Origin of the sequence: Streptomyces sp. NBC_01537 (genome assembly GCF_045040445.1) — a bacterium.
In the GTDB taxonomy this organism is placed as follows: Bacteria; Actinomycetota; Actinomycetes; order Streptomycetales; family Streptomycetaceae; genus Actinacidiphila.
The window spans coordinates 6,312,868-6,337,895 of sequence record NZ_CP109392.1 but is presented as its reverse complement, the minus strand read 5'-3'; the positions used below and the strand labels follow the sequence as shown (position 1 = coordinate 6,337,895).

At 72.0% G+C, this 25,028-nt stretch carries 21 protein-coding genes, 2 tRNA genes and 1 pseudogene; 11 read left to right on the top strand and 13 right to left on the bottom strand.

Annotation, left to right across the window (positions count from 1 at the left end; all coding sequences use genetic code 11):
• Nucleotides 1–23: 23 nt before the first annotated feature.
• Together OG607_RS29250 and OG607_RS29245 are read right to left on the bottom strand one after the other, a co-directional pair.
• Nucleotides 24–1,409, bottom strand: a complete 1,386-nt coding sequence (locus OG607_RS29250) for a sensor histidine kinase (RefSeq protein ID WP_405729803.1) — start codon at nucleotides 1,407–1,409, stop codon at nucleotides 24–26.
• The gene (locus OG607_RS29245; RefSeq protein ID WP_329317595.1) at nucleotides 1,406–2,083 is read right to left on the bottom strand and encodes a response regulator transcription factor; all 678 of its coding nucleotides are present in this window, start codon (nucleotides 2,081–2,083) and stop codon (nucleotides 1,406–1,408) included. The genes OG607_RS29250 and OG607_RS29245 overlap by 4 nt, the downstream gene beginning before the upstream one ends.
• 62 nt (nucleotides 2,084–2,145) lie before the next feature.
• On the opposite strand from OG607_RS29245, the gene OG607_RS29240 reads away from it, so the two are divergent.
• Nucleotides 2,146–2,637: a hypothetical protein gene (locus OG607_RS29240; RefSeq protein WP_405729800.1), complete on the top strand. Its 492-nt coding sequence runs from the start codon at nucleotides 2,146–2,148 to the stop codon at nucleotides 2,635–2,637.
• A gap of 18 nt (nucleotides 2,638–2,655) precedes the next feature.
• On the opposite strand, the gene OG607_RS29235 is transcribed toward OG607_RS29240, so the two are convergent.
• Nucleotides 2,656–3,522: a spermidine synthase gene (locus OG607_RS29235; RefSeq protein ID WP_405729797.1), complete on the bottom strand. Its 867-nt coding sequence runs from the start codon at nucleotides 3,520–3,522 to the stop codon at nucleotides 2,656–2,658.
• A 299-nt stretch (nucleotides 3,523–3,821) separates the two neighbouring features.
• On the opposite strand from OG607_RS29235, the gene OG607_RS29230 reads away from it, so the two are divergent.
• The gene (locus tag OG607_RS29230) at nucleotides 3,822–5,237 is read left to right on the top strand and encodes a cellulose binding domain-containing protein (RefSeq protein WP_405729794.1); all 1,416 of its coding nucleotides are present in this window, start codon (nucleotides 3,822–3,824) and stop codon (nucleotides 5,235–5,237) included.
• Between the two features lie 22 nt (nucleotides 5,238–5,259).
• Here OG607_RS29230 and OG607_RS29225 read toward each other — a convergent pair whose 3' ends face one another.
• A complete protein-coding gene (locus OG607_RS29225; RefSeq protein ID WP_405729791.1) occupies nucleotides 5,260–5,862 on the bottom strand; it encodes a histidine phosphatase family protein in 603 nt (200 codons plus the stop codon).
• 14 nt (nucleotides 5,863–5,876) lie between these two features.
• A complete protein-coding gene (locus OG607_RS29220) occupies nucleotides 5,877–6,572 on the bottom strand; it encodes a TetR/AcrR family transcriptional regulator (protein WP_405729788.1) in 696 nt (231 codons plus the stop codon).
• Between the two features lie 298 nt (nucleotides 6,573–6,870).
• Here OG607_RS29220 and OG607_RS29215 point away from each other — a divergent pair, with 298 nt between their 5' ends.
• From OG607_RS29215 to OG607_RS29180, 8 genes and pseudogenes are all read left to right on the top strand, one after another.
• On the top strand, nucleotides 6,871–7,764 hold the full coding sequence (locus tag OG607_RS29215) for a phosphatase PAP2 family protein (protein WP_405729785.1): 894 nt from the start codon (nucleotides 6,871–6,873) through the stop codon (nucleotides 7,762–7,764).
• A gap of 44 nt (nucleotides 7,765–7,808) precedes the next feature.
• Complete coding sequence (locus OG607_RS29210; protein ID WP_405729782.1) at nucleotides 7,809–8,876, top strand: hypothetical protein; 1,068 nt, start codon at nucleotides 7,809–7,811, stop codon at nucleotides 8,874–8,876.
• Nucleotides 8,867–10,381 carry a hypothetical protein gene (locus OG607_RS29205; RefSeq protein WP_405729779.1) on the top strand — a complete coding sequence of 505 codons (1,515 nt, stop codon included), beginning with the start codon at nucleotides 8,867–8,869 and terminating at the stop codon, nucleotides 10,379–10,381. The genes OG607_RS29210 and OG607_RS29205 overlap by 10 nt, the downstream gene beginning before the upstream one ends.
• Nucleotides 10,378–11,715 (top strand): AAA family ATPase, encoded by a 1,338-nt coding sequence (locus OG607_RS29200; protein WP_405729776.1) that lies wholly within the window; start codon nucleotides 10,378–10,380, stop codon nucleotides 11,713–11,715. Before OG607_RS29205 ends, OG607_RS29200 begins: the two co-directional genes overlap by 4 nt.
• 74 nt (nucleotides 11,716–11,789) lie before the next feature.
• Nucleotides 11,790–12,134 (top strand): hypothetical protein, encoded by a 345-nt coding sequence (locus tag OG607_RS29195; protein ID WP_405729773.1) that lies wholly within the window; start codon nucleotides 11,790–11,792, stop codon nucleotides 12,132–12,134.
• Between the two features lie 112 nt (nucleotides 12,135–12,246).
• Nucleotides 12,247–12,814, top strand: a pseudogene (locus tag OG607_RS29190) (bifunctional DNA primase/polymerase).
• A tRNA-Lys gene (locus tag OG607_RS29185) sits at nucleotides 12,805–12,880 on the top strand. Before OG607_RS29190 ends, OG607_RS29185 begins: the two are co-directional and overlap by 10 nt.
• 69 nt (nucleotides 12,881–12,949) lie before the next feature.
• The gene (locus OG607_RS29180) at nucleotides 12,950–14,128 is read left to right on the top strand and encodes an XRE family transcriptional regulator (RefSeq protein ID WP_405729770.1); all 1,179 of its coding nucleotides are present in this window, start codon (nucleotides 12,950–12,952) and stop codon (nucleotides 14,126–14,128) included.
• A 113-nt stretch (nucleotides 14,129–14,241) separates the two neighbouring features.
• On the opposite strand, the gene OG607_RS29175 is transcribed toward OG607_RS29180, so the two are convergent.
• On the bottom strand, nucleotides 14,242–15,504 hold the full coding sequence (locus tag OG607_RS29175; RefSeq protein ID WP_405729767.1) for a M6 family metalloprotease domain-containing protein: 1,263 nt from the start codon (nucleotides 15,502–15,504) through the stop codon (nucleotides 14,242–14,244).
• Entirely contained in the window at nucleotides 15,501–16,721 is a 1,221-nt protein-coding gene (locus OG607_RS29170; RefSeq protein WP_405729764.1) for a M6 family metalloprotease domain-containing protein, read from the bottom strand. The genes OG607_RS29175 and OG607_RS29170 overlap by 4 nt, the downstream gene beginning before the upstream one ends.
• A gap of 346 nt (nucleotides 16,722–17,067) precedes the next feature.
• On the opposite strand from OG607_RS29170, the gene OG607_RS29165 reads away from it, so the two are divergent.
• Nucleotides 17,068–18,861 (top strand): putative bifunctional diguanylate cyclase/phosphodiesterase, encoded by a 1,794-nt coding sequence (locus OG607_RS29165; RefSeq protein WP_405729761.1) that lies wholly within the window; start codon nucleotides 17,068–17,070, stop codon nucleotides 18,859–18,861.
• 72 nt (nucleotides 18,862–18,933) lie between these two features.
• On the opposite strand, the gene OG607_RS29160 is transcribed toward OG607_RS29165, so the two are convergent.
• The 6 genes from OG607_RS29160 to OG607_RS29135 all read right to left on the bottom strand — a co-directional run bounded on the left by OG607_RS29160 (nucleotide 18,934) and on the right by OG607_RS29135 (nucleotide 24,809).
• A tRNA-Met gene (locus OG607_RS29160) sits at nucleotides 18,934–19,007 on the bottom strand.
• A 46-nt stretch (nucleotides 19,008–19,053) separates the two neighbouring features.
• Entirely contained in the window at nucleotides 19,054–19,608 is a 555-nt protein-coding gene (locus OG607_RS29155; protein WP_405729758.1) for a DinB family protein, read from the bottom strand.
• A 55-nt stretch (nucleotides 19,609–19,663) separates the two neighbouring features.
• Nucleotides 19,664–19,858: a hypothetical protein gene (locus OG607_RS29150; RefSeq protein WP_405729755.1), complete on the bottom strand. Its 195-nt coding sequence runs from the start codon at nucleotides 19,856–19,858 to the stop codon at nucleotides 19,664–19,666.
• Nucleotides 19,859–19,935: 77 nt separating this feature from the next.
• Nucleotides 19,936–21,672: a glycosyl hydrolase family 18 protein gene (locus OG607_RS29145; RefSeq protein WP_405729752.1), complete on the bottom strand. Its 1,737-nt coding sequence runs from the start codon at nucleotides 21,670–21,672 to the stop codon at nucleotides 19,936–19,938.
• 261 nt (nucleotides 21,673–21,933) lie between these two features.
• Nucleotides 21,934–23,034, bottom strand: coding sequence for an LLM class flavin-dependent oxidoreductase (locus tag OG607_RS29140; protein WP_405729749.1), 1,101 nt, complete (start codon nucleotides 23,032–23,034; stop codon nucleotides 21,934–21,936).
• A gap of 299 nt (nucleotides 23,035–23,333) precedes the next feature.
• Complete coding sequence (locus OG607_RS29135; protein ID WP_405729746.1) at nucleotides 23,334–24,809, bottom strand: NAD-dependent succinate-semialdehyde dehydrogenase; 1,476 nt, start codon at nucleotides 24,807–24,809, stop codon at nucleotides 23,334–23,336.
• Nucleotides 24,810–25,028 lie beyond the last annotated feature (219 nt).

Below are 25,028 nucleotides of genomic sequence, written 5' to 3'. Positions count from 1 at the left end.
CCGGACCGGCCGGCCCCGGGGCCCTACGCCCTGGCGACCAGCCGCGCCTTGCGCCCCCGCGCCAGCTTGTGGCCCCGCTTGCCGCCCCCGCCGACCGCCGTACGCCCCCGCAGCGAGAGCCAGACCCGGACCTCTGCGCCGCCGAGGACCGACGGCCCCACCCGCACATCGCCGCCCGTCGACTCGGCGACGCGCCGGACGATGTCCAGCCCCAGCCCCGTGGAGCCGTCGCCGCCGTCGCCCTGGCCTCGCCGCAGCGCCGCGGCCGGATCCGGGATGCCGGGCCCGGCGTCGGAGACCAGGACGATGACCGCGTCCTCGCTGCTGTGGACGTCGACGGCGAAGGCGGCGCCCTCCGGGGTGTGGCGGAAGACGTTGCCGAGCATGGCGTCCAGCGCGGCGGCCAGTTCGGCGCGGGCGACGGGCACCCCGGCGGGGCGTTCGACGCCGGCGGTACGGGCGGTGCGCCCCTGGTCCTCGGCGAGGGCGGACCAGAAGGCCATGCGCTCGCGGATGACCTCGGCGGCGTCGCAGCCGACGCTGCTGAGGGAGGAGGACTGCTGGGCGCGGGCGGTGCGGATGATCTGGTCGACCTCGCGCTCCAGCTGGGCGACGGCGTGGCGGGTCTGCTCGCCCGCCGGGCCGTCGCCGAGGGAGGCGGCGTTGAGGCGCAGCACGGTCAGCGGCGTGCGCAGGCGGTGGGAGAGGTCGGCGGCCAGTTCGCGCTCGTTGGCGAGGAGCTGGTTGACCTGCGCGGCCATCGCGTTGAAGGCGGCTGCCGCCGAGCGCAGTTCGCTGGGGCCGTCCTCGGGGACGCGTACGGCCAGATCGCCCCGGCCCAGGTCGTGGGCGGCGTCGGCCAGCCGTTTCGCGGGGCGGACCATACGGGTGCCGAGGCGGTCGGCGACCGCGACCGAGCCGATGATCAGACCGATGCCGACCGCGCCGAGCACCACCCAGGAGGCGGTCACCCCACGCGTGACGTCCGCGTCGGGGACGTAGACCTCGACGACCGCGACCGAGCCGGAGCTGACGGCGGTGGGCTGGAGCAGGGCGTAGCCGCCGGGTACGGAGACGGTGGAGGCGCGGCCGAGCCGGGACGTGGCGTCCAGCGCGGCCTGGTCGGCGTGCGCCTGGCCGATCGCGACCCCGGCCGCGCTCTCGGTGGCGGGGATGCGCACCGCGATCTGCCCGTCAGCCCCCGCCTGGGTGGAGGCGACGGCCTTCTCGAGTTCGGTGCGGTCCGTGGTGATGGCCAGCGCCGGGCCGATCGCCGCCGCCTGCCGCTCGGCGTTGGTGAAGGCCCGGTCCCGGGCCATCTCCTTCACCACGAGCGCCAGCGGAACGGCGAAGGCCACGACCACCATCGCCGTGACCGCCACGCACACCTTGACCAGCGCCCACCTCATGCCGGCGGCTCCAGTTTCACGCCCACCCCGCGCAGGGTGTGCAGGTAGCGGGGCCGGGCCGCCGTCTCCCCCAGCTTCCTGCGCAGCCAGGACAAGTGGACATCGATCGTCTGGTCGTCCCCGTACGACTGCTGCCACACCTCCGACAGCAGCTCCCGCCGCGCCACCACCACCCCCGGCCGCGCCGCCAGGAAGGACAGCAGGTCGAACTCCCGCCGGGTCAGGTCCAGCGGCGCGCCGTCCAGCGCGGCCTGCCGCCGCTGCACGTCGATCTGCAGCCCGCCGACCCGCAGCACCGCCGTGTCCTCGCGGGCGCGTGAGCGTCGCAACACGGCCGACATCCGCGCGGACAGGTGATCCACGGAGAACGGCTTGATGAGGTAGTCGTCCGCCCCCGCGTTCAGCAGCCGTATGACCTCGGTCTCGTCGTCGCGCGCGGTGGCGATGATCACCGGCACATCGGTGATCCCGCGCAGCATCTTCAGCGCCTCCGCGCCGTCCAGGTCCGGCAGCCCGAGGTCCAGGATCACGACATCGAACCCGACCTGTGCCACCTCGCGCAGCGCCTCCAGCGCCGTCCCCACACTCCGTACGCTGTGCGAGGCCTCCGTGAGGTGACGGATCAGCGCAGATCGTACGAACTGGTCGTCCTCGACCACGAGCACACTTGCCATGGCCCGCACGGTAGCCCATCCGGGTGATCCCGAGCGGGCGTGCGTACGGCACCATAGGCCGAATGCGGAAGGGACTGGCGCACGCCGGCGCGTGGCTGATGGCCACGAGCGCCGCTGTCGCGATGTCGTGGTTCGGCGTACATCATGTGCTGACGGGGACCGCTTACGACCCGCCGCGGGCGCTGCCGATCTCGAACGTGCAGGCATCGCTGACGCCGAGTCCTACGGTGACGAGTTCGGCGCCACAGACGCCCGCACGGACGCCGAAACCGACGCCGACACGGTCGGTTGCGGCATCGGTCTCGGCGTATGCCTCCGCATCCGCGGACAACGTGCACAGCTACAGCAGCCAGGGCGGCCGGGTCGTCCTCAGCCTCGGCAGCAGCTACGCGACGCTTGTCTCGGCCACGCCCAACTCCGGCTGGCGGATGCAGGTCTGGAAGCAGGACGAATGGATCCGCGTCACCTTCACCGCCGGCTCCAACACCGCCGCGTCAACCGTCTTCTGCACGTGGAACGGCCACCCGCCGCAGGTCCAGACGTACGACAACTAGTGCGGTGACCGCACCGGCTCACCGGAACACCGACTCCGGCGGCGCCGGTGACGCCGTCGCCGTCGCGTCCGTGACCGCGGCCGCGCCGCCCGCGAAGTCGGCCAGCCCCCGCCCGTGTTCGACCCGGCCGGGGTGCGGGTCGGTGGCCACCCGCCGGGTCAGCTCGGCCACCGGCAGCTCGCGGTCGGCGGCCACGAGGATCACGTTCCCGAAGCGCCGGCCGCGCAGCACCGCCGGGTCGGCGGCCGCGCACGCGTACGCGAAGGCCGAGCGGACCGTGGCGATCTGCGACCGGAGAAACGCGAGCGGCGCGCCGTCCGCCACGTTCGCCGCGTACAGCCCGTCGGGGCGCAGCGCCTGGCGGACCTCCGCGAGGAATTCCGTGCTGGTGAGATGGGCCGGGGTCCGGGCGCCGCTGAAGACGTCCGCGATGACCAGATCCGCCCAGCCCTGCGGGACCTTCGCCAGCCCGGCGCGGGCGTCCCCGCCCCGCACCTTGATCCGCCAGGTGCGGTCCCAGGGGAGGTGCTCACGGACCAGTTCGACGAGGGCGGTGTCCAGCTCCACGACCTGCTGCGTCGACCGGGGGCGGGTCGCCGCGGCGTAGCGGGCGAGCGTCAGGGCTCCGCCGCCCAGGTGCAGGACGTTGAGCGGGCGGCCGGGCGGTGCGGCCAGGTCGATGACATGGCCGAGCCTGCGCTGGTACGCGAAGTCCAGGTGGGCCGGGTCGTCCAGGTCCACATGGGACTGCGGTGCGCCGTCGATGAGCAGCGACCAGGCGTGTGCCCGTTCCCGGTCCGGGACGAGTTCGGCCGCGCCCCCGCCGACGGTTCGGCGTATCGGTTCGGGGGTGGCGCGTGTGCGGCCGTTCTGTCGCTTGCCCATGCCATCAGTATCCGTGGCCGCCTGGCTCCGCCCATGTCTCAGGGCGCGTCTGGCGGATCTCCGTGGCGTCGCGGCGCCTGGCACCAGCGCTGGCGGCGTTGTCGTCAGTCAACGACGCTCCGCGTCGCTTCCTTCCTCCGCCTTGCCATCGCAGGCACCAGACACCGCTCCTTCCCCACGGAGATCCGCCAGACGCGCCCTAACCCATCCCGATGGGTTGCTTAAGGGCGGCATAAGGACTAGACCACCCGCCCCGAACAGGACGTTTGTCCGAATCGGCCGCGCTAGCGTCCCGCTTCATGAGGAATTCACATCACCGCCGCACCACCAGCCGCAAGGGCAGGCTCGTCGGGGGCATCGTCGCGGGCGCGGTCGTCGCCGGTGGCGGGTTCGCGCTCGCGGGGAGCGCGCAGGCCGCGTCGGTGGGGGCGGCGTACACGAAGAGCAGTGACTGGACGACCGGTTACACGGGCCAGTACGTGATCACGAACACCACGGCGTCGACGCTGTCCGGGTGGACGCTGCAGTTCGACCTGCCGGCGGGCACCACGCTGAGCTCGCTGTGGAACGGGACGTACAGCGTGTCGGGCCGGCACATCACGGTCAAAGCGGAGAGCTGGAACGCCGACATAGCCGCCGGCAAGTCGGTCAGCATCGGCTTTGTGGCCACCGCGTCCGTGAAGGCCGCGGATCCGGTCAACTGCCTGATCAACGACGTGAAGTGCTCGGTGGACAGCAGCCCGTCCCCCACCCCCACCGTGACGGCCACCCCCACACCCACCCCCACCGTGACGGCCACGCCGACCTCCGGCACCGGCACCGCCTCGGGCTTCGCCCCGTACGTCGACACCTCCCTCTACCCCGCCTTCGACCTGGTCGCGACCTCCAAGGCCACCGGCGTGAAGCAGTACAACCTCGCCTTCGTCGTCGACGGCGGGGGCTGCACCCCGAAGTGGGGCGGCGTGACCGACCTGGGAAGCGATGCGGTGGCCGCGCAGATCGGCGCGCTGCGAGCGGCGGGCGGGGACGTACGGGTGTCGTTCGGCGGGGCGGCCGGTTCGGAGCTGGCGACGACGTGTTCGTCCGCGTCGGCGCTGGCCACCGCCTACGGCAAGGTGATCGACGCGTACGGCATCACGAAGGTCGACTTCGACGTGGAGGGCGGCGCGATCGCGAACACCGCCGCCAACACGCTCCGCGCGAAGGCGATCGCCCAGCTCCAGGCGAGCCACAGCGGACTGCAGGTGTCGTACACGCTGCCCGTGATGCCGACCGGCCTGACCGGCGACGGGACCGCTCTGCTGGCCGACGCGAAGGCGAACGGGGTGAGCGTCTCGGCGGTGAACATCATGGCGATGGACTACGGGGCGTCGTTCAGCGGCGACATGGGCGACTACGCGATCTCCGCGGCCACCGCGACGCAGGCGCAGGTGAAGAGCGCGTTCGGGCTGTCGGACTCGGCGGCGTGGAAGGCGGTGGCGGTCACACCGATGATCGGCGTCAATGACACGGCCGTCGAGATCTTCACCGTCAGCGACGCGAGCCAGCTGGTGACGTTCGCGAAGTCGAAGGGCCTCGGCTGGCTGTCGATGTGGTCGGCGGCCCGCGACAAGCAGTGCCCCGGCGGGGCGAAGCCGTCCGCGGACGCGACGTGCAGCTCGATCGTGCAGGACGCCAACGCCTTCTCCAAGGCCTTCGCGGCCCACAACAGCTGACGTCTCAAGCCGGTCGGTCCGGTCAGTCCAGGTGCCCCGTGTCGTTCCAGCGCTCGACGGCCGGGGCACCGTAGGCCCAGCCCAGCACCGACAGGGAGGCCGGTTCCAGGCGGAACAGGCCTCCGGAGGCGGGCGGGAGGGAGAGCCAGCGGGCGGCGAGCATGCGCAGGAAGTGCCCGTGGGCGAAGATCAGGACGTCGCGGTCGGCGGAGCGGGCCCAGTCGACGGCCTCGTCGGCGCGGGAGGCCAGGTCAGCGGGGCTCTCGCCGCCCGGGACGCCGTCGTGCCAGATGTTCCAGTCGGGGCGGGTGGAACGGATCTCCTCGGGCGTGAGGCCTTCGTAGACGCCGTAGTCCCATTCCATGAGGGTGTCCCACTCCTTGGCGCGGCCGCCGAAGCCGGCCAGCGCGCAGGTCTCGCTCGCGCGGACCAGCGGGCTGGTGCGGACCTCGGCGTGCGCCAGCACCCCGTCCCAGGGTGCGCGGGACAGCCGCTCGCCGAGGACGCGGACGGTGGCCCGTCCGGTGTCGGTGAGCGGAATGTCCGTACGGCCGGTGTGTCGGGCGGACACGGACCACTGCGTCTGGCCGTGGCGGACGAGCAGGATACGTGGACGGGAGCGCATGCCTCCATCATCGTCTACCGCCCCAGCAGACCCCTCAGCAGGCCCTTGAGCCCTTGTTCGTACAGTTCGATACCGGCGTCCTGGGCGGCGGTCAGCTCGGGGACGAGGCCGGTCAGCGAGGGATAGCGGTCGGCGGGGACCTCGGCGAGCCGGTCCTGGATCTGGCGGCGTACGCCGGTGTGTTCGGTGTCGCAGCCGCCCAGTTCCGCCTGGCGGCGGCGCACCGCCCACAGCGCGGAGCCGACCGTGTACTGCATGATCACGACCTGGGCACGGGCGGCGTCGGCCGGGGTGAGGCCGGCCTCGAGCAGCAGGCCGAGCTGGCGGTCGATGACCGCGATGGCCTCGTCACCGCGCATGGGGCGGCTGGTGAGCAGCGGGAGGGCGGCGGGGTGCTCACTGAAAAGTCGGTAGACGCTGCGGCACAGCTCGATAATCTGGTCGTGGGGGGCGCGGCCGGCGGGGGCCGGCAGTTCGATCTCGCTGAGCAGGCGGTCGTTCACCGCGTCGTTGATCTCGTCCTTGTTGCGGAAGTGCGAATAGACCGCCATGGTGCCGACGCCGAGTTCGGTGGCGAGGGCGCGCATGGTGAAGGCCTCGGGGCCATCACGGTCGAGCAGGGCCAGGGCGGCGTCGAGGATACGGTCGGGGTTGAGCGTGTTGCGGGGGGTGCGACGCCGTGGGGAGCGGGCCGATTCGGTGACAGTCATGGGGGAGATGTCCGGTCGATACGGGGACAGGGGCGGGGACGGAGCGGTGGGTGGGGCTTGGGGTGGGGGCTTCGGGTGGGGCTTGCTTTGATTCTCCCGCTTCCGGGAGCAACCCGGGGAGTCGGCCGGGCGTCCCTTTTCCAGACAACAGCTGGTCGGCCTCGCCGGAACTTGGGACGAACAGCCACTTTCCCGGAATAACCGGGGCGCTTCACTGGTTCTCTAGCGTACGGCGTACGGTAGAGCCTATGACACCGTCGAGCACCTTCCGATCGGGAAGAACGGGGAGAACGGTCGCATGACGATCACCGCCACCGCGCCTCGCGCCTCCGCATACCGCGGCCGGCTCCGCTGGTGGACCGAGCTGCCGCTGATCGCGGTGGTCTACGGTCTCTACACCGCGGGCCGCCTCTTCGTGCGCGGCGACATCGACACCGCCCTGGGGCACGGCATCGACGTCCTGCATGTCGAACAGGCGCTCGACCTCGATCCCGAGCGGTGGCTGAACACGCTCTTCACCAAGTACGACGCCCTCGGCATCCCCGCGGACTTCTGGTACGCCTCCCTGCACTATCTCGTCACCCCGATCGTGCTCGTCTGGCTGTGGCAGCGCCGCCCGACGGCGTACCGCTTCGCGCGGACCTGGCTCATGATCTCCACCCTCATCGGGCTCATCGGCTTCACCCTCATGCCCACCGCCCCGCCCCGGCTGCTCTCCTCCGGGCACGGCTTCATCGACACGATGGCCCTGTACGGCTCCTACGGCTGGTGGGGCGCCGACGCCAGCGCCCCGCGCGGGCTGGGCGGGCTCACCAACCAGTACGCGGCCATGCCGAGCCTCCACGTGGGCTGGGCACTGTGGTGCGGCATCATGCTCTGGCGGTACGGCCGCAACCCGCTCGTGCGGGCCCTCGGGGTGCTCTACCCGCTGGGCACCGCGCTGGTCGTGATGGGCACCGCCAACCACTACCTCCTCGACGCGGTGGCGGGGGCCGCGGTCATGGCCATCGGCTACGCCCTCGCGCGGCCCGCGCTCCGGCTGGTCGACGACGCGCGCGACGCGGTCCGGCAGCGCCGCGGTGCCGGGTCCCCCGGGTCCGGGTCCGGGTCGGTAGTCGTCGCCACGTCGCGTGACGTCCACCTCGCGGAGCGCGGGGCGGGCCTCGCCCCGCCTCCTTCGCCCAAACGCTGACCGTTGAACCTCCTCTGTCACAGGGGGATGCGACACTTTCGCGGGTGAGCGATACGCGGGATCTTCGGGAGCGTCTGGCCGTGCTGCGCGGGCCGGATGTGGCGCCGCGCGCGATGGACGCGCGGGCGTTGGCGGCGCTGGCGGCGAATCCGGGGTGCCGGCGGCGGGCGTTGATGGATGCGGCCGGGGTGGACAAGGGAGCCCTGGCGCAGGCGCTGGGCAGTCCGGCGCCGTTCGGGCAGTCGCAGTTCGCGTTCGCGCGAGGGCACGCGTTCGAGGCGCGGGTGAAGGCCGAGGGATACGCGGAGCTGCTGCGGCTGCTGCACGCCGAGCAGAGCGAGGCGGCGGTCCCCGACCTGTCCGCGCCGGGCCCGGAGGGCCGCGTGGCGCGCACGCGCATCGCGCTGGAGGAGGCGACGGCGGCCGGGCGGTGGGCGCTGCTGGACCACCCGCTGCTGAAGCTGGACGTGGCGGGCTCGCCGGCGTATCTGGAGCCCGACGCGGTGGCGGTGCGGCCGGACGGGTCGTGGCTGGTGGTGGAGGTCAAGTCCTTCCCGATACTGGACGGTTCCGCCGACTCCGTGAAGGTCGGTGCGGCCGCCCGCCAGGCGGCGGTGTATGTGCTGGCGCTGGAGCGGCTCGGCGTCGGGCAGCCCTCGCACGAGGTTCTGCTCGTCTGCCCGAAGGACTTCTCGAACCTGCCGACGGCCCAGCTGGTCGACGTACGCAAGCAGCTCTCGGTGACCCGGCGCCAGCTGACCCGGCTGACCCGGATCGAGGAGATCGCCGCCGCCCTGCCGGACGGCACGACCTTCGATCCCCGGCAGGCGGACGAGGGCCGGCTCCAGGAGGCCGTGGAGGCGGTCCCGGCGGCGTACGCGCCCGAGTGCCTGGCCACGTGCGAGCTGGCCTTCCACTGCCGGGACCGGGCGCGCGGCTGCGGTGCCGTGGAGACGCTCGGCCGCGGGGTGCGCGGCGAGCTGGGCTCGCTGACGACGGTCGAGCAGGTGCTGGCGGCGGCGCTGGGCGAGGCGGGTGACCCGGCCGATCCGGCGGTGGACGCCCTGCGCCGGGCCGCCGAACTGCGGGCGGAGGCGCTGCAATGTCGCTGATCTCGACGCTGGCCCGGGCCGAGGCCGTCGCGGCCGGCCGGGCGGCCCCGATGGCCACGGTCCGGCACCGGCACCTCGCGCAGCAGCCGATGGTGCTGGTCCCGCTGACCACCGCCGGTGAGGTCGGCGCGCCGCTGGGGGCGCTGGTCGGCACCGTACGGGAGGAGCCGCGGCTGCTGGTCGTGCCGCAGCCGCGCGACCGCGACCTGCGGTTCGCGTTCCTGGCGGAGCTGGCCGGGGTGGTGCTGCCGCACCTGGAGTCCTACGCGGACGAGATCGAGATCGAGCCCGCCACCCGCAACCGCGAGGAGGCCGAGGTCTGTGCCGACGCCCCACAGCTGATCGTGCCGAACGCGGCGGCCGTGGCGTACGTACGGCTGCTGGGCCGCTCCACGCGCTTTCGCCGCACGGCGGAGGAGGACCCTGACACGCCCTTCCCGGTGCCGGCCCGCGTACCGCTGCTCGGGCGGTGGCTGACGCACTACGGGGAGCGGGCCCGCACCCCCGGCTCGTCGCTGCTGCTCGCGATGACCGACCTGCTGACCAGGCACTGGGCGACCGGCCAGAGCAATCTGGAGGACCAGCACCTGGGCGCGCTGCTGGCCTGGATCGACCCGCCGGACGGCATGACCGGCCCGTCGGCCGCCCGCCGGGCCGAGTCCGCGCGCGGGGCGGACGGGCTGCTGCTCTGCCCGCCGGCCGGGCCGGCCACGGACCCGGCGTTCGACAACACCTGGCTCGCCCCCGCCATGAAGCGCTACGACGCGGCGCGGGACGCGGCGGCGGAGCAGGCCGTACGGGAGCTGGTGGCGAGCCAGCTGCGGCCCACCTGGGACGCCGTGTGGCAAGGGCTCGACCTGCTGGGCACGCTGCCGCCGGGCGGGCATGTCGAGGAGCGCTGGAAACGGGACCGCTGGTCCTACACCGGCCACCGGGACCGCGTACGGGCCGGCGAGCCGCCGCAGCCGCGCCGGGACGACGCGATCGCGGCGGCGGCGAAACTCGCCGGGCGCGAGACGGCCCAGGTCCGGCTGGAGGCGGGCGAGGCGCTGGACGATCCGCTGGTGATGGCGGGCCGGCGCCTGGCCGGGGAGGCCTTCGCGGGCGAGGTCGCGGAGGTGGAGATGGCGTACAGCGAGGGGAAGATCCCCAAGCCGCGCCCGCTGGTCACCGTGCTCACCGGCGACCGGCCGCACCTCGACCCCGACGGCAAGCTGTTCCGCGCGCTGCCCGGCGGCAAGACCCAGGGCGGTGTCTTCGCCGGCTGGGCCGGGCCCGGCGCGGCCGTCGTGCGGCTGGTCAACGGCATGGGGCGGGGCAGGGAGCCCGAGCCGGGGTCGGTGCCGGAGAAGGGCGACCGGGTCTGCTGGACGCTCTTCGAGCACGCCCCGCGCGGCGGCGCCGAGCTGCCGGACCCCGAGGACACCCCGTGGACCCACGGCGGCCCGCCCGCCACCGCGGCCCTGGACGGCCCCGACCCCGTGACCCCGGAGGACGTTCTGTGACCACCACCCCCGGGACTTCTGCCGGCGAGGCAGCCTCGACCGCCACCGCACGGATCCTGCACGACACCCTCCACGGCACCGCCCGCGGCGTCGTCGTCGACTCCCCGCCCGGCGCCGGCAAGTCCACGCTCGTCGTGCGCGCCGCCCAGGAGCTGGTCGCGGCGGGCGAGTCCCTGATGGTCGTCGCCCAGACCAACGCCCAGGTCGACGACCTCGCCGACCGGCTCGCCACCGCCGACCCCGGGCTCCCGATCGGGCGCCTGCACGGCAGCGACTCGCCGCCTGACCCGCTGCTGGACGGGCACCCGTCGATCCTGAAGTCGACGAAGGCCGCCGACCTGGCGGGCCAGAAGGTGGTGATCGCCACCGCCGCGAAATGGGCCTACGTCAAGGATGTCGAGCGCTGGCGGCACGCCATCGTCGACGAGGCCTACCAGATGCGGTCCGACTCGTTGCTGCAGGTCGCGGGGCTGTTCGAGCGGGCGCTGTTCGTCGGCGACCCCGGGCAGCTCGACCCCTTCAGCGTGGTCGGCGCCGACCAGTGGGCCGGGCTCAGCTACGACCCCTCCGCGAGCGCCGTCGTCACCCTGCTCGCCCACAACCCCGGCCTCCCGCAGCACCGGCTCCCCGTCTCCTGGCGGCTCCCCGCCTCGGCGGCCCCGCTGATCTCCGACGCCTTCTATCCGTACACCCCCTTCCGCAGCGGCACCGACCACGGCGACCGCCGCCTCACCTTCGGCGTCCCCTCCGACGGCTCCGGCCCCGACCGGGTCCTCGACGAGGCCGCCGCCTCCGGCTGGGGCCTCCTGGAGCTTCCGGCCCGGCACACCCCGCGTACGGATCCGGAGGCGGTACGGGCCATCGCCCTCGTCGTCCGCCGCCTCCTCGACCGCGGCGGCGTCGCCGTCTCCGAACGCGGCACCTCCCCCCTCACCCCCGACCGCATCGCCGTGGGCACAGCCCACCGCGACCAGGCCGCCGCCGTCCGCTCCGCCCTGGCCGGCCTCGGCGTCGGCGGAGTCGCCGTCGACACCGCGAACCGGCTGCAGGGACGGGAGTTCGACGTCACCGTGGTGCTGCACCCGCTGTCCGGGCGGCCCGACGCCACCGCTTTCCACCTGGAGACCGGACGGCTGTGCGTGCTGGCCTCGCGCCACCGGCACGCGTGCGTCGTGGTGTGCCGGGCCGGAGTGGCCGAACTGCTGGACGAGCATCCCTCCACCGAGCCGGTGCAGCTCGGCGTGACGGTGAAGTTCCCGGACGGCTGGGAGGCCAACCACGCCGTGCTCGGGCGGCTGGCGGAGCACCGGGTCCGGTGGTCCGCCAGTGGCTGAGGTTGCCGGACGGCCTACCCCCGAACCGGCCGGACCGGGACAATAGAAGGCGCTTACGAACTGGAGGTACCTACATGACCGTCGAGAAACGACGGCTGAAACCGGCGCAGCTGCTGTTCGAGCCGGCTGCGGCGGTGGAGGACGAAGAGCACTTCTTCAGCCTGGAGCAGTACGACGACCCCGAGCAGCTGCTCGCGCGCTCCACCGAGTTGGCGGTCGCGTTCAGAGCGGCCGCGGACCGCGCCACGGAGTACCAGGCGATAGCGGCAGCGCAGCTCGCGGACCCGAAGCGGTTCGACCGGCTGACGGCGGCGGCGATCGCCGAGCAGGCGGGCTGGACGGAGGACTACGCGAGGCGGATGGTCGAGTTCGGCGAGGATCTCCTGCGGGACGGCGGGACACCGGGCGAGGACACGTAAACGCTCCGCTGGCATATGCGTTCGGGTCAAGATAGCCGCCTCCGAACCGCCGTGCCCGGGATTTGCCCGATTCACAGTGACGACGTGCTCACGCCAGGTAGTCGTAGATGTCATGAGACCCGATTCCGGCCCGCACCCGCGTCACACCGAGTACGTAACCCCCGACGGCGCCGCCTGGCTCGCCTCCGCCAGCGCCTTCCCGCGCAGCGTCCAGGCCCTGTGGTCCGCCCGGCCGACCGCGCCGAGCGTCCTGCCCTGCGGGACCGCCTTCGACGTGGTGAACCTCTCCGTGCTCTTCGGCCGCGTCGTCCTGGAACAACTGTGGTCAGCCGGCACCGGCTCCGGACCCGCCGCCGTACACCGCGGGCGCGTGCTCCTTCTGGTGGCCCCGGGCGTGGCACAACGGCTCCCCTCCCTCCTCGCCTGGGAGGAGTGGGGGAACCGTCCCGTACCGCCCCTGATGTGCCACGGCGCCGGGGACGCGGTGACCATACCCCCGCTGCAGGGCGCCGCCGGGCAGTCGCGCTGGCTCGTCGCCCCGGACTCCCGGCACCCCTGGCTGCCGGGGTCGGACGTGCTGCTGTGGGCCTGCGTACGGGCCGTGCGGGCGGCCGCGGAAACTGATTTTTCTCCCTCCGCGGTCGGATGCTAATCTCTGTCATGTCAGCGAGCGCCGCTAGCTCAACTGGCAGAGCAGCTGACTCTTAATCAGCGGGTTGGGGGTTCAAGTCCCTCGCGGCGCACCACCTGTGACCTGGGCGTTCTTCCCTTCGGAAGAGCGTCCTTCGTCTTTTTCCGGACGGAAGGAGCCGCTGTTGCCGGCCTCACCCGCCTCACCCCAGGACACTCAGGAACGCTGGCGGCTCGTTCGCGGCCATCTGAACCAGCACCGCTACGACCTCACCGAGCTGGCTGTCCAGGAGCCGGCCGAGGGGCAGGTCATCCCCGGGACACGCCTAATCGCCCGTCGCCATTGGATTCCCGAGTCACCGGTCCCGCTGGAGCGAGTACAGCTGAACTGGCAGGGCGACGCTCCGGCCGTACCGATCGACGGCAGCGGGCCCGAGCTGGACGGAACCCGGCCGCTCCGGGACGACGGCACCTCGTACACCTACTACGCCGACGCCGTCGGCGACCTGGCCCGGCCTCGCCTGTTCGAGAACCGTAGCTGCTACCGCCTCCTGGACGTGCGAACCGGCCAGGACGGGCCGACCCTGACCTTTGGCCGAGGACACTACTTCGACGTCATCAACATCTGCGAAGCCGCCGCCCACGAGTTCGCGGCGGCGACGCTCAGCACGTCCGGCGAAGCGGTTCCCCACCCGGACCTGACGCCGTTCCGATCAGCCGTCGGCGATCCGACCGACCTTGCCCGGCGGCCGGTCATGGCGGCCACGAGCACCCTCACCATCCGCCACGACCGCAGGAAGGGGACCGCGGAGTTCGTCCTGCACTGGCGAGACCCCGACAAGGTTGCCAGCGGTGGAGGGTTGTACCAGGTCATGCCTGTCGGCATGTTCCAGTCGTCGCACGACGCGTCCTGGAACGAGGCCAACGACTTCGACCTGTGGCGCTCCATCGCACGGGAACTCAGTGAGGAACTGCTCGGCGACAGCGAGGACTACGGCAGCGCCACCGCACCGATCGACTACGCCGCCTGGCCGCTGATGAAGTCCCTCGACCAGGCTCGGCAGGACGGCACACTCCACGTGTACTGGCTCGGCCTCGGCATGGACCCGCTCACCTTCGTCACCGACATGCTGACCGTCGCCGTCTTCGACTCCGAACTCTTCGACGACACCTTCCGGAAGATCGTCGCCACCAACGACGAGGGCCACCGCGTGCAAATGGAAGACGGCAGCGGTCATGCCGTCGGCATCCCGTTCCGCGCCGACCAGATCGACCGCCTGACCAGGAACGAGCCGATGCAGCCGGCCGGCGCCGCTCTCCTGCGGCTCGCCTGGCAGCACCGTGACGCGCTCTTGCGGATCTAGGCCGCCCCGGGCGGCACGGGCGTGGCCTGGTGGTCCGAGGGCTCGAAGCGGGGAGCCTCCGGCGAACTGCCCGGATGGCGGGGCAGTTCGGCGAGCTTGGTCCCAAGTCCGGGTCAGTGCCGTGCTATCCGCACCGTCCAGCCCCCGGAGACCGGATCCCGGGCCAGTACGTCCACCGTCAGCCCGGCGTCCGGGGCGCGGAAGCGTTCGCCCACGCCGAAGGGCGCGTCGTTGAGGGAGTTGAAGGCGCCGCTGCTGTACCCGCAGGCGCCGCTGCCGGGATGGGCGTCCCGGACCGTCACCGGGCCGTGCCCGGAGCCGACGTCTGTGCGCACTTCGTAGACCAGCACCCCCTCGCGGCAGGCCTCGTCGTCGTTGCCGACGGCCGACCGGGCTTCTATGACGTACGCCCGGGTCGGCCCGAACGGCACGACGGCCGCTTTGCGGCCGCCCGGTGCCTCTATCGGGGTCAGCGTCAATGCGTGGGGGCGCGGCCCGCGTACGCAGGCGATCTGCGCGTCGTCCAGCCAGCCGAGCCGCCACTTGTGCCAGGCGAAGAGATCGCCCTGCAGGCCCCAGTCCAGGGACATGCTGTCCCACTGTCCGGCCAGGCGGTCGGTGCGGGGGAAGTCGTCGGCCGCGTAGAGGTCCGGCAGTCCGAAGGCGTGGCCGTTCTCATGGCTCAGCACCCGCGCGCCGGACTGGTCGCGGCCGTACACGACCGACACCCGGTCCAGGTGCGCGCCCTCGTCCGTCGTGGCGGCGGAGCCCCCGGTCCAGGTGACCGACAGCACGGCCTTGTCCGCGGGCGGGCCCGCGTTCGGCGTGACCAGCACATTGACCAGGTCGTAGCCCCGGAAGTCGATCCCGCGGTCGGCCACCCGCAGGAGGTCGCGCATCATGGCCTGGTGCGCGCGCCAGCCGTAGCCGCGCCCTATCCCGTACGAGGTGAAGGGGCGCGGCATCCGTATGTACCGCATCACCGGCGTCGACTCGTAGCGCAGCCGCCCGTAGCTCGCCCTGGCGAACCACTCGCGCACCGCCGGGAAGAACTCCCCGTACCGCTCGCTCGCCCCGTACGGTGCCCGCGCGTCCGGGAAGTCCACCATCAGTGTCAGCGCGCGCACCACTCCCGTGGCCCGCGCGAACTCCCGTCCGCCCGTCCCCTGTTCACCGAAGCCCTCCGACATCGGCACCCCCGGTACCGCCCGCAGCGCGCAGGGCCGCGAGGCGGGCGGCGGGGCGGGGGCGGGGGCGCCGGTGCCTCCGCTGCCGCTGAGGCCGCCGACGGCGAGCAGCGCGGCGGCCATCAGGCTCAGTGCCTTGAACAGCCGGCTTGTGGGCAGGCCCCCCGGCAGGCTCCCCCTGCTGTTCACGGGCCCTGGCCGTCCGTGACCTTGACGGTCCACGAACCGTCCGCCGCACGCCCGGCCACCGTCACCCGGACCGTACTGCCGTCCTGACCGTCATACGAAAAGCTCTCGCCGACCCCCAGCGGCGCATCCGCCAGCGGCGGGTAGACAGAGGTGGTCGCACAGGCGCCGGTGCCCGGATGCCCGTCGAGCACATCGATCGGCCCGTCCCCCGAGCCGACATCCGCCCGCACCTGGTACAGCAGCACTCCGTGTCTGCAGGCGCGCGCGTCGTTGCCGTCACCACCGCGTACCTCGATGGCCAGCGCCGAGTCGCCGCCCGTCGGGACGACAAGGAGCCTCGCCGCGCCGCCGGGCGCCGCCGAGCCCGCATCGGACGGGCTCAGCTCGTACCAGTGCGCCGCGCCACCGTGGCGTACGCAGCGCACCTGCCCCTTGCCGAGCCACCCGAGCCGCCACTTGTGCCACGCGAAGGGATCGGGCGCGAGCCCGAACTGGCTGCCCATGAGGTCCCAGTCACCGACATGCGTGTCCCAGTCGGCCGTGCTGCCGGCCGGCGGCCGGTAGTAGAGATCGGGCAGATCGAAGGCGTGGCCCGTCTCGTGGGCCAGCACATTGCGGTCCGGCGGGTGGTGCTCGAAGACCGTCACCAGCCGCCGCAGTGACACCCCGTCGGCCCGGATCGGCCTGGCGAGGTTGACGACCTTCGTGGCGTCGGAGTCGACCCCGGGCGCGTCCGGGTCGGCCACCAGATACACGACCTCGTACTTCGCGAAGTCCACCGCCTTGTCCGCCGCGGCGACGGCGTCCCGCAGGTAGCGGCCGCGCTCGGCGTCGGCCCAGTCCCGCCGTATCCCGTACGAGTACGAGGTCCCGGGCATGCGCAGCCACCGGTGCACGGCATGCGCGTGCAGCCGGAACCGCCCGTACGAGGCGCGGGCGAAGAACCGCGAGGTCGCCGGGAAGTGGTCGGCCTCGACGGCGCGGGTGCTCAGCTTCGGCGGCGAGTCCGGGAAGGAGAGGAAGAGCATCACCGCGTCGAGGTCGCCGCGCGGCCGCGGATAGGCCGGGTTCCAGCTGCTGGCGCCCTCGGAGTGGTGTGCCCGCGTACGGACCGGGACGCAGCCCCCGCCGCCCGGTGCGGCGACGGCCGGGCCCATGACGAGGGTCCAGGCGACGACCGCGCCGAAGACGCTCGCAGCGGCCGCGGTGGCCCGCAACGGGTGACTCCGCCGCTGTTCGCGATGCGCACGTTCGGGTAGTCGGGACACCCATATCACGTTGCTATGCTTTGCGGCGGTTTGCCCTGCTGAACTGCTCCGGCCGGGTTACCCTCTGATCACTACAGTGCGTAATGAGTGACGCTTGACGATCAATCGGAATCACTACGGGGGCGAATCCGATCGTACGAAATCTCACGTGCCGAGAATCACCACTACGGCGGTGGCCCGGGGATCGCTCGAGCCTCTATGATCGCCACATTTCCAGCATGAATGGCGCCTTCGGGTGGTCATTCGTTCCCTCGAAGACCAGGTGTGCGAGACGACTGCGATGCGGGAGCCAGCTATGGGCGGACCACCCGAAATGCCGGCGCCGACCGTCACTCACAGTGACTCTCTGACCCCTGATCTGCGCGACCAGTCGGATCAGCGCGACCAACGGGATCAGCGCGACCACCGGGACCAGCGCGACTACCGGGCCGCCTTCGCCATCGCCCGCCTCCCCATGGCCCTGGTCGGCCGCGACGGCCGCGTCCTGGAGGCCAACCGCGCCCTCGGCGCCCTCCTCGGCGCCGACCCGGTCCGCCTCACCGCCCTCGCCGCCGCCGAACTCGTCGGGCTCGACGCCGACGAGCGCCTGCGCGGCGAGTACGCCGACGTCCTCGCCGGGCGCAGCGAGCAACTGCGCTGCACCCGCCCCGTCCGCGCCCGCGACGGCCGCACCCTGCGCGCGGAGGTCACCGTGACTCCCGTGCCCGGCGGCGTCCTGCTCTCCGTGGAAGACCTCGGCGAACGCCACGAACTGCGCGAGCAGCTGCGCCACCTGCGCATGCACGACCCCGTCACCAAACTCCCCAACCGCGCCCTGTTCTTCGAACGCCTCGCCACCGCGCTGGACCGCGCCACCGAGTCCACCGGCCGCGTCGGCCTGTGCTACCTCGACCTCGACGGCTTCAAGGCCATCAACGACACCCTCGGCCACCGCATCGGCGACCGCCTCCTCACCGCCGTCGCCGGCCGCCTCACCGACTGCGCCGCCCGTCTCGGCCGTGGCCACCACCTCGTCGCCCGCCTCGGCGGCGACGAATTCGCCGTCCTCGTCGAGGGATCCACCGGCACCGGCCAGGCCACCTCCCTCGCCGAATCCGTACTGGCCGCGCTGAATCGCCCCTTCGACCTGGCCGGCCATCGCCTGGCCGTCTCCGCGAGCATCGGCGTGGTGGAACGCGAAGCCTCCGGCACCACCGCCACCGGCATCATGCAGGCCGCCGACACCACCCTGTACTGGGCCAAGGCCGACGGCAAAGCCCGCTGGACCCTCTTCGACCCCGAGCGCAACGCCCACCGCATGACCCGTCAGGCCCTCTCCAGCACCCTGCGACAGGCCGTCGAGCGCGGCGAGTTCGTGCTGGAGTACCAGCCCCTGGTCGCCATGGGCAATGGAAGCCTGCGCGGCGTCGAAGCCCTGGTCCGGTGGCAGCATCCGCACTTCGGCCTCCTCGGGCCGAATCGGTTCATCTCTCTCGCCGAGGACAACGGTTCCATCGTCCAGCTCGGCCGCTGGGTCCTTGCCGAATCGTGCCGCCAGGCCCGCCAGTGGCAGAAGGACTACCCCGACGACCCCCTTTTCGTCAGCGTCAACGTCGCCGTCCGCCAGGTCTGGGACTCCGACCTGGTCGCCGACGTTGCCGAAATCCTCGACGACACCGGCCTCCCGCCCGAGCTCCTCCAGCTGGAGCTGACCGAATCAGCCGTCATGGGCTCCGCCGGACGGCCGTTGCAGGCCCTTCACGCCCTCCACGAAATGGGCGTACGCATCGCCATCGACGACTTCGGCACCGGCTACTCGAACCTGGCCTACCTGAGCCGCCTGCCCGTCTCCACCCTGAAACTCGACGGTTCCTTCGTCCACGGCTTCCGCAACGACCAGCACCCCAACCCCGCCGACGAGACAATCGTGGAAGCCCTGGTCCAGCTCGCCCACCGCCTCGGCCTCACCGTCACCGCAGAATGCGTGGAAAACGCCGAGCAGGCGGAACGATTGCGCCGCATCGGCTGCGACACCGGGCAGGGCTGGCTCTACTCCCGTCCGGTCGCGCCGGAACGAATCGCCGAGCTACGAGGCCACCAGACCCCCTGAAAGACCCCTGAACACAGCGAGGGCCCGGCGGAATCCGCCGGGCCCTCGCTGTGTACTTCGATCCATCTTCAGTAGCGGGGACAGGATTTGAACCTGCGACCTCTGGGTTATGAGCCCAGCGAGCTACCGAGCTGCTCCACCCCGCGCCGTTGATGTGAACTGTACGGCACGAACCCGGCTGAGCCGAATCGGTTATCGCGGCGGGTCCTCCCCCACGAGCCCGTCCACGGACTCCCGGATGAGATCGGCGTGCCCGACATGACGCGCGTACTCCTCGATGAGGTCGACCAGAATGCGCCGCAGGCTGGGCGCCCTGCCGTCGGGCCACGTGACCTGGACCGGCTGATCCAGGCCGCCCTCGGCCAGTGCCTGCCGCACATTGGCCCGCGAGCGGGCCACCGTGTCCTGCCAGAGGGCCATGAGCTGCTCCGGGGTGTCCTCGGCGGCGGTACGCCACTCCCAGTCGGGGTCGGAGTCCCAGTCCACCGCCGACCACGCGGGCTGCAGTTCCCGCCCGAACAACCGCCGGGAGAAGTACTCGTCCTCGACGACGGCCAGGTGCTTCAGCAGCCCGCCCAACGTGACCGACGACGCGCCGACCGTCGCCCTCATCCCGGCCGCGTCCAGCCCCCCGCACTTCCAGGCCAGCGTCCTGCGCTGGCGCTCCAGGGAACCCACCAGTGTGTCGGCCTCATCGCCCGCGACCGGCGGCTCCCACGGAATCTGCTCGCTGCTGTTCTCGCTCATGACGGGCACGCTACGGTCCGTTCCGGACGATCCACTGCCGGAATCGGATCGGAAATCAGGTGTTCAGGAACTCAGGTGCTCGTGCCGCATCCGCCACTCCCCGTCGTCGCACCTGATGATCACGTCGGTCCCGCGTCCAGTACGTGGCGTCCTCGGCGATCAGCGGCGCGACCCGGTCGATGTCATGGCTGTTGGTGGCCCGTTCGTACCGCGTCATGAACGCGGTGAGCTCGGCTGTGAGATCTGGCATGGGGAGATCGTCCTGCACCTCGCGGGGCGGAGCGGGTCGTGGGCCGGATGACCGGCTGATCCGGCCCACGAGCGGGCTCAGCCGCAGGCGCCCTGGTCGGACCAGACGCCCCATTCGCCGGTGGTGCCGGGGATCTCGTTGGTGGTCCACCACTTGGCGAGCCAGTTGTGGCCGGCGTAGGAGACCTTGTCGCCGTTGACGTAGATGGCGGAGCTGCTCCAGGCGGTGGCGCAGGTGGTGGTCGTCGCGGTGACGGTGGGCGTGGGGGTGGCGGTCACGGTCGGCGTGGCCGTCGGTGTGGCGGTCGCCGTCGCGGTTGCCGTAGCCGTAGCCGTAGCCGTAGCCGTAGCCGTCGGCGTTGACGTCGAGCCCGAGCAGCTGGACGCGGAGCCGTCCACCGCCGTCGTGATGGAGTTGAGCAGCGTGGTGCCGGTGTCCAGGTCGAGGAGGGAGTACATCATCGCGCCGCCGAGGCCGTGGCAGTGGGCGTAGTCGGCCCGGGCCTGGATGGACCTGGCGTTGAGGCCGGTCCAGAATTCGGTGCCGTTGTAGAAGTAGGAGGCCTTGGCGGTGTCGTCCCAGTAGGTGTAACTGGCGTTGTCGACGAGGCCGGTGAGCTCCTTGTAGTAGGCGACGCCGGGGGTGGCGCTGAGGCTGCGCGCGGGGGCGGCGCCGGTGGCGGTCTGGGCGAGGCCGTGGGTGCTGCCGGCCGGGACGCCGGTCCAGCCGCGGTAGTAGAGCTCGTAGCCCAGGGTGATCTTGGAGGCGGCGAGGCCGCCGGCCGTGTAGGCGTTGACGGCGGCGTCGATGGTGTACTTCGCGTCGGTCGGGTCGGCGGCGGAGGCGTAGAGCGGCGACTGGTGGTAGGTCGGGCCGTCGGTGTCCCAGGCGCCGTTCATGTCGTACGTCATGAGGTTGGCGTAGTCGAGGTAGGAGCCGATCTTGGCGGTCTCGATGTTGGCGATCTTGTCGCCGCCGGAGGGGAGGGCGGCGGTGAGCAGCATCTTGCGGCTGTTGGCGGTGCCGTAGGCGTCGAGCTGCTTCCTGAACTCGGCCAGGAGGAGGGTGAAGTTGGCCTTGTCGGCGGTGCTGTAGTGATTGCCGGTGTGGCCGGCGGCGGAGCCGGGGTACTCCCAGTCGAGGTCGATGCCGTCGAAGAGGCCGGCGGCGGCGCCGGTGCCGCCGAAGCCGTCGGCGACGGGGAGGTTGCCCTTGATGAAGGTGTCGATGCAGGAGGTGACGAACTTGGTGCGGGCGGCGGCGCTGGCGGCGACGTCGGAGAAGTACTTGGAGTAGGTCCAGCCGCCGATGGAGATGTTGATCTTCAGGTTGGGGTACTTGGCCTTGAGTTTCTTCAGCTGGTTGAAGTTGCCGGCCAGCGGCTGGTTCCAGACGTCGGCGACGCCGTCGACGCTGTCGGCGGCGGTGAAGGTCTTGCCGTAGTCGGCGTAGGAGTCGCCCGCGCCGTCACCGGCGCTCCCGTTGGACTCGTCCTGCGAGGCGGCCTTGTTGACGCCTTCGAGACAGGTGAGGTTGGTCGGGTCGATGTTGGCGAAGGAGTAGTTGAGGACGTCGAGCTTGCCCGCGATGCCCCGGGTGTCCAGGTGCTTGGGGTAGAAGGCGTTGCCGTAGACGCTCCACTGGTCGTAGTACGCGATGTTGACGCCGCCGGTGGAGGTGGCGGCGGCCGCCTCGGAGGGGCCGAGACCGGCCAGCCCGGCGAAGGCACCGAGGGCGAGGGCGGCGCTGGTGAGCGCGGCGAGGAGTGGTCGTTTCCTGAGCTGCTCGAAATTCCTGAGCTGCTTGAACTGCACGTGGACCTCCGGGGAGAGGGGCGGCAAGCGGGGGTGGTCTTTGCATGAATAGCGCTGCAGTCATGAGCAGGTCAATGGTCTGAACCAAAGCAGGACTAGACCAATTTCGGGTCTGTCCGCCCCCGCCGGCGATCCGCTCCCGCAGCACAAAGCCGCTCGTCACAGGGGTGACGAGCGGCTTTAGGACTGCCTTAAGGGAACGCGGCACGACACCCCGCCGAACAGGGCTCAACGAACCAGGCGCGGCCGCGAAACGCGGGTTTAACCGGCGGCCACGGCCCCGGCCGTCATCCCGTACGCGTCCGCGATCAGCTCGTAGGAGCGCAGCCGCGCCTGCGGCGTGTGCCCGTTGGCGGTCAGCATCAGCTCGTCCGCACCGGTGCGGCGCGCGAGCGCGTCCAGGCCCTCGCGTACGGCGTCGGAGGTGCCGTGGACGACATTGGCCATCCAGGAGTCCACGAACTCCCGCTCCGCGAGGCCGAATTCGTAGGCCTCCGCCTCCTCGGGGGACGGGATCAGCCCGGGCCGTCCGGTGCGCAGCCGCAGCATCGCGAGGGCGCCGCTGAGGACCTGGCGGCGGGCGTCCTTGTCCTCGTCGGCGGCGAGCGCAGCGACGCCGATCAGCGCGTACGGCTCGGCCAGCACCTCGGAGGGCCGGAAGGACTCGCGGTAGAGGTCGAGCGCCGGGATCGTGTTCGCCGCCGAGAAGTGGTGCGCGAAGGCGAACGGCAGGCCGAGGGTGCCCGCGAGCCGCGCGCTGAAGCCGCTGGAGCCCAGCAGCCAGATCGCCGGGCGGGCCGCGCTCTGCACCCCGCCGGGGACGCTCCCCTGGACGGGGCCCGGCACGGCGTGGATCCGCGCGTACGGGTGCCCTTCCGGGAAGTCGTCGTCCAGGAAGCGCGTCAGCTCCGCGAGCTGCCGGGGGAAGTCGTCCGCGCCCTCGGCCCGGTCGCCCCGCCGCAGCGCGGCCGCCGTCGCCCCGTCCGTACCCGGCGCCCGTCCGAGCCCGAGGTCGATCCGGCCGGGCGCGAACGCCTCCAGCGTGCCGAACTGCTCCGCGATGACCAGCGGTGCGTGGTTCGGGAGCATGACGCCGCCCGAGCCGAGCCGGATCGTCTCCGTGTGCGCGGCGATGTGCGCCAGGATCACGGCCGGCGAGGAGCTGGCGACCCCGGGCATCGAGTGGTGCTCCGCCACCCAGTAACGGCTGAACCCGCGGCTCTCGGCCAGCCTCGCCAGCGCGACGCTCGCGCGCAGCGCGTCGGTCGCGGTGAGTCCGCTGCCGACCTGGGCCAGGTCCAGTACGGACAGAGGGACGGGCGGGGGCTCGGGCAGGGGTGACGGCACGGTTTCGTTGCCCACTGGGGGTTCCTCCTCGGGGTGGTTCTCCTCCAGCGGAAAGGAACCGGAGTACGGCTCCGGTTATTCCCCGGAGCTGGATCCCGGCCCTAGGGCCTGTCCGGGCGATCATGGGCGCCCGCCGCGCCGGCGGCTGATGTCACAGCGGCGTCGTCTGGCGCGGTGCATCGCAAGGCGCCGGAATGCCCGCAGACTGGTTCGTCTGTGGGCTTTTCGGCAACGCCGCGAGGTGCCGCCCGCCGCGCCAGCGGCTGATGTCGCGGCGGCGGCGAAGGGGCCGTTCATGCTCGCCCGGACAGGCCCTAGATGTCCAGCGCGACGTACTTGACCTCCAGGTACTCCTCGATACCCACCCCACCGCCCTCCCGGCCCAGACCGGACTGCTTCACGCCCCCGAAGGGCGCGGCCGGCGTCGAGACCATCCCCTTGTTCAGGCCGACCATCCCGGACTCCAGGGACTCCGCGTACCGCACCGCCCGCCGCAAGTTCTCCGTGAAGACATACGACACGAGCCCGAAGACCGTGTCGTTGGCCATGGCGATCGCCTGGTCGTCGTGCTCGAAGGTGACGATCGGGGCGACGGGCCCGAAGATCTCCTCCTTCAGGAGCCGCGCGTCCGGCGGGACCTCGGCGAGCACCGTCGGCGGGTAGAAGTACCCGGGCCGGTCCGCCAGCGGCGCGCCGCCGACGACGGCCCGGGCGCCGCCCGCCACCGCGTCCCGGACCAGGTCGTCGACCTTGTCGCGTCCGGCGGCGTCGATCAGCGGTCCGACCTGGACGCCGGGCTCGCTCCCCCGCCCGACCACCATCGGGCCGAGCTTCTCGGCGAGGCGGACGGTGAACGCGTCGGCCAGCGACGCGTGGACGTACATGCGGTTGGCGGAGGTGCAGGCCTCCCCCACGTTCCGCATCTTGGCGATCGCGGCGCCCTCGACCGCCTTGTCCAGGTCCGCGTCCTCGCAGACGATCAGCGGTGCGTTGCCGCCCAGTTCCATGGACGTACGCAGGACGTTCGCCGCGCTCTGCTCGATCAAAGCGCGCCCGACCTGCGTGGACCCGGTGAAGGACAGCTTGCGCAGCCGCCCGTCCCGCAGCAGCGGCCCGCACACCTCACCCGGGCGGGTGGTGGTCAGGACGTTCAGGACGCCGTCCGGCAGCCCGGCCTGGCCCATGATCTCGGCCAGGGCGAGCATGGACAGCGGGGTCTGGTGGGCCGGCTTGACGATCATCGTGCAGCCGGCGGCGACCGCCGGGCCGATCTTCCGCGTGCCCATCGCCGTAGGGAAGTTCCAGGGCGTGATGAGCAGCGCGGGCCCGACCGGCTGACGCATGATCCAGATCCGGCCGTTGCCGTCGGGAGCGGTCTTCCAGCCGCCGTCGATCCGGACGGCCTCCTCCGCGAACCAGCGGAAGAACTCGGCGGCGTAGAGGATCTCCCCGCGCGACTCGGCGACCGGCTTGCCCATCTCCAGGGTCATCAGCAGCGCGAGATCGTCCTGCCGCTCCACCAGCAGCTCGTACGCCGCCCGCAGGATCTCCCCGCGCTCGCGCGGCGCCGTCGCCGCCCACTCCGCCGCCGCCCCTGCCGCCGCGTCCATCGCCACGGCGGCGTCCTCGGCCCCCGCGTCCGGCACCGCGCACAGCGCCCGCCCGGTCGAGGGATCCTCGACCTCGTACTCCCGGCCGCCGCTCGCCGGCCGCCATTTCCCGCCGATCAGCAGCCTCTTGGGCACCCGCTCGACGACCAGTTGCTCGCGCTTCACGTCCATGTCGCTCATGGCAGCTCCCTGCCTGTCGCGGACAGTCCCACCGTCCAGATTCGCACGGAAGCCGGACCATGGGTGTGCCATGGGTGTGCCAAGGTGTGCCGGCCGCGTCCGGAGCCTGATCGGAGCCGGAATTTCCCGCCCTGGGCGCTCTGATCAGAATTGGTCCATGACATGGGCATATGCCAGTGTGGTGCGTTCCTGCATATACGCCCGAGGCCCGTCACTTAA

Bases quoted from the DNA above. Each gene is read 5' to 3' on its own strand.
- OG607_RS29250 (WP_405729803.1), bottom strand. From the start codon at position 1,409: ATGAGGTGGGCGCTGGTCAAGGTGTGCGTGGCGGTCACGGCGATGGTG.
- OG607_RS29245 (WP_329317595.1), bottom strand. From the start codon at position 2,083: ATGGCAAGTGTGCTCGTGGTCGAGGACGACCAGTTCGTACGATCTGCG.
- OG607_RS29240 (WP_405729800.1), top strand. From the start codon at position 2,146: ATGCGGAAGGGACTGGCGCACGCCGGCGCGTGGCTGATGGCCACGAGC.
- OG607_RS29235 (WP_405729797.1), bottom strand. From the start codon at position 3,522: ATGGGCAAGCGACAGAACGGCCGCACACGCGCCACCCCCGAACCGATA.
- OG607_RS29230 (WP_405729794.1), top strand. From the start codon at position 3,822: ATGAGGAATTCACATCACCGCCGCACCACCAGCCGCAAGGGCAGGCTC.
- OG607_RS29225 (WP_405729791.1), bottom strand. From the start codon at position 5,862: ATGCGCTCCCGTCCACGTATCCTGCTCGTCCGCCACGGCCAGACGCAG.
- OG607_RS29220 (WP_405729788.1), bottom strand. From the start codon at position 6,572: ATGACTGTCACCGAATCGGCCCGCTCCCCACGGCGTCGCACCCCCCGC.
- OG607_RS29215 (WP_405729785.1), top strand. From the start codon at position 6,871: ATGACGATCACCGCCACCGCGCCTCGCGCCTCCGCATACCGCGGCCGG.
- OG607_RS29205 (WP_405729779.1), top strand. From the start codon at position 8,867: ATGTCGCTGATCTCGACGCTGGCCCGGGCCGAGGCCGTCGCGGCCGGC.
- OG607_RS29195 (WP_405729773.1), top strand. From the start codon at position 11,790: ATGACCGTCGAGAAACGACGGCTGAAACCGGCGCAGCTGCTGTTCGAG.
- OG607_RS29165 (WP_405729761.1), top strand. From the start codon at position 17,068: ATGGGCGGACCACCCGAAATGCCGGCGCCGACCGTCACTCACAGTGAC.
- OG607_RS29155 (WP_405729758.1), bottom strand. From the start codon at position 19,608: ATGAGCGAGAACAGCAGCGAGCAGATTCCGTGGGAGCCGCCGGTCGCG.
- OG607_RS29150 (WP_405729755.1), bottom strand. From the start codon at position 19,858: ATGCCAGATCTCACAGCCGAGCTCACCGCGTTCATGACGCGGTACGAA.
- OG607_RS29135 (WP_405729746.1), bottom strand. From the start codon at position 24,809: ATGAGCGACATGGACGTGAAGCGCGAGCAACTGGTCGTCGAGCGGGTG.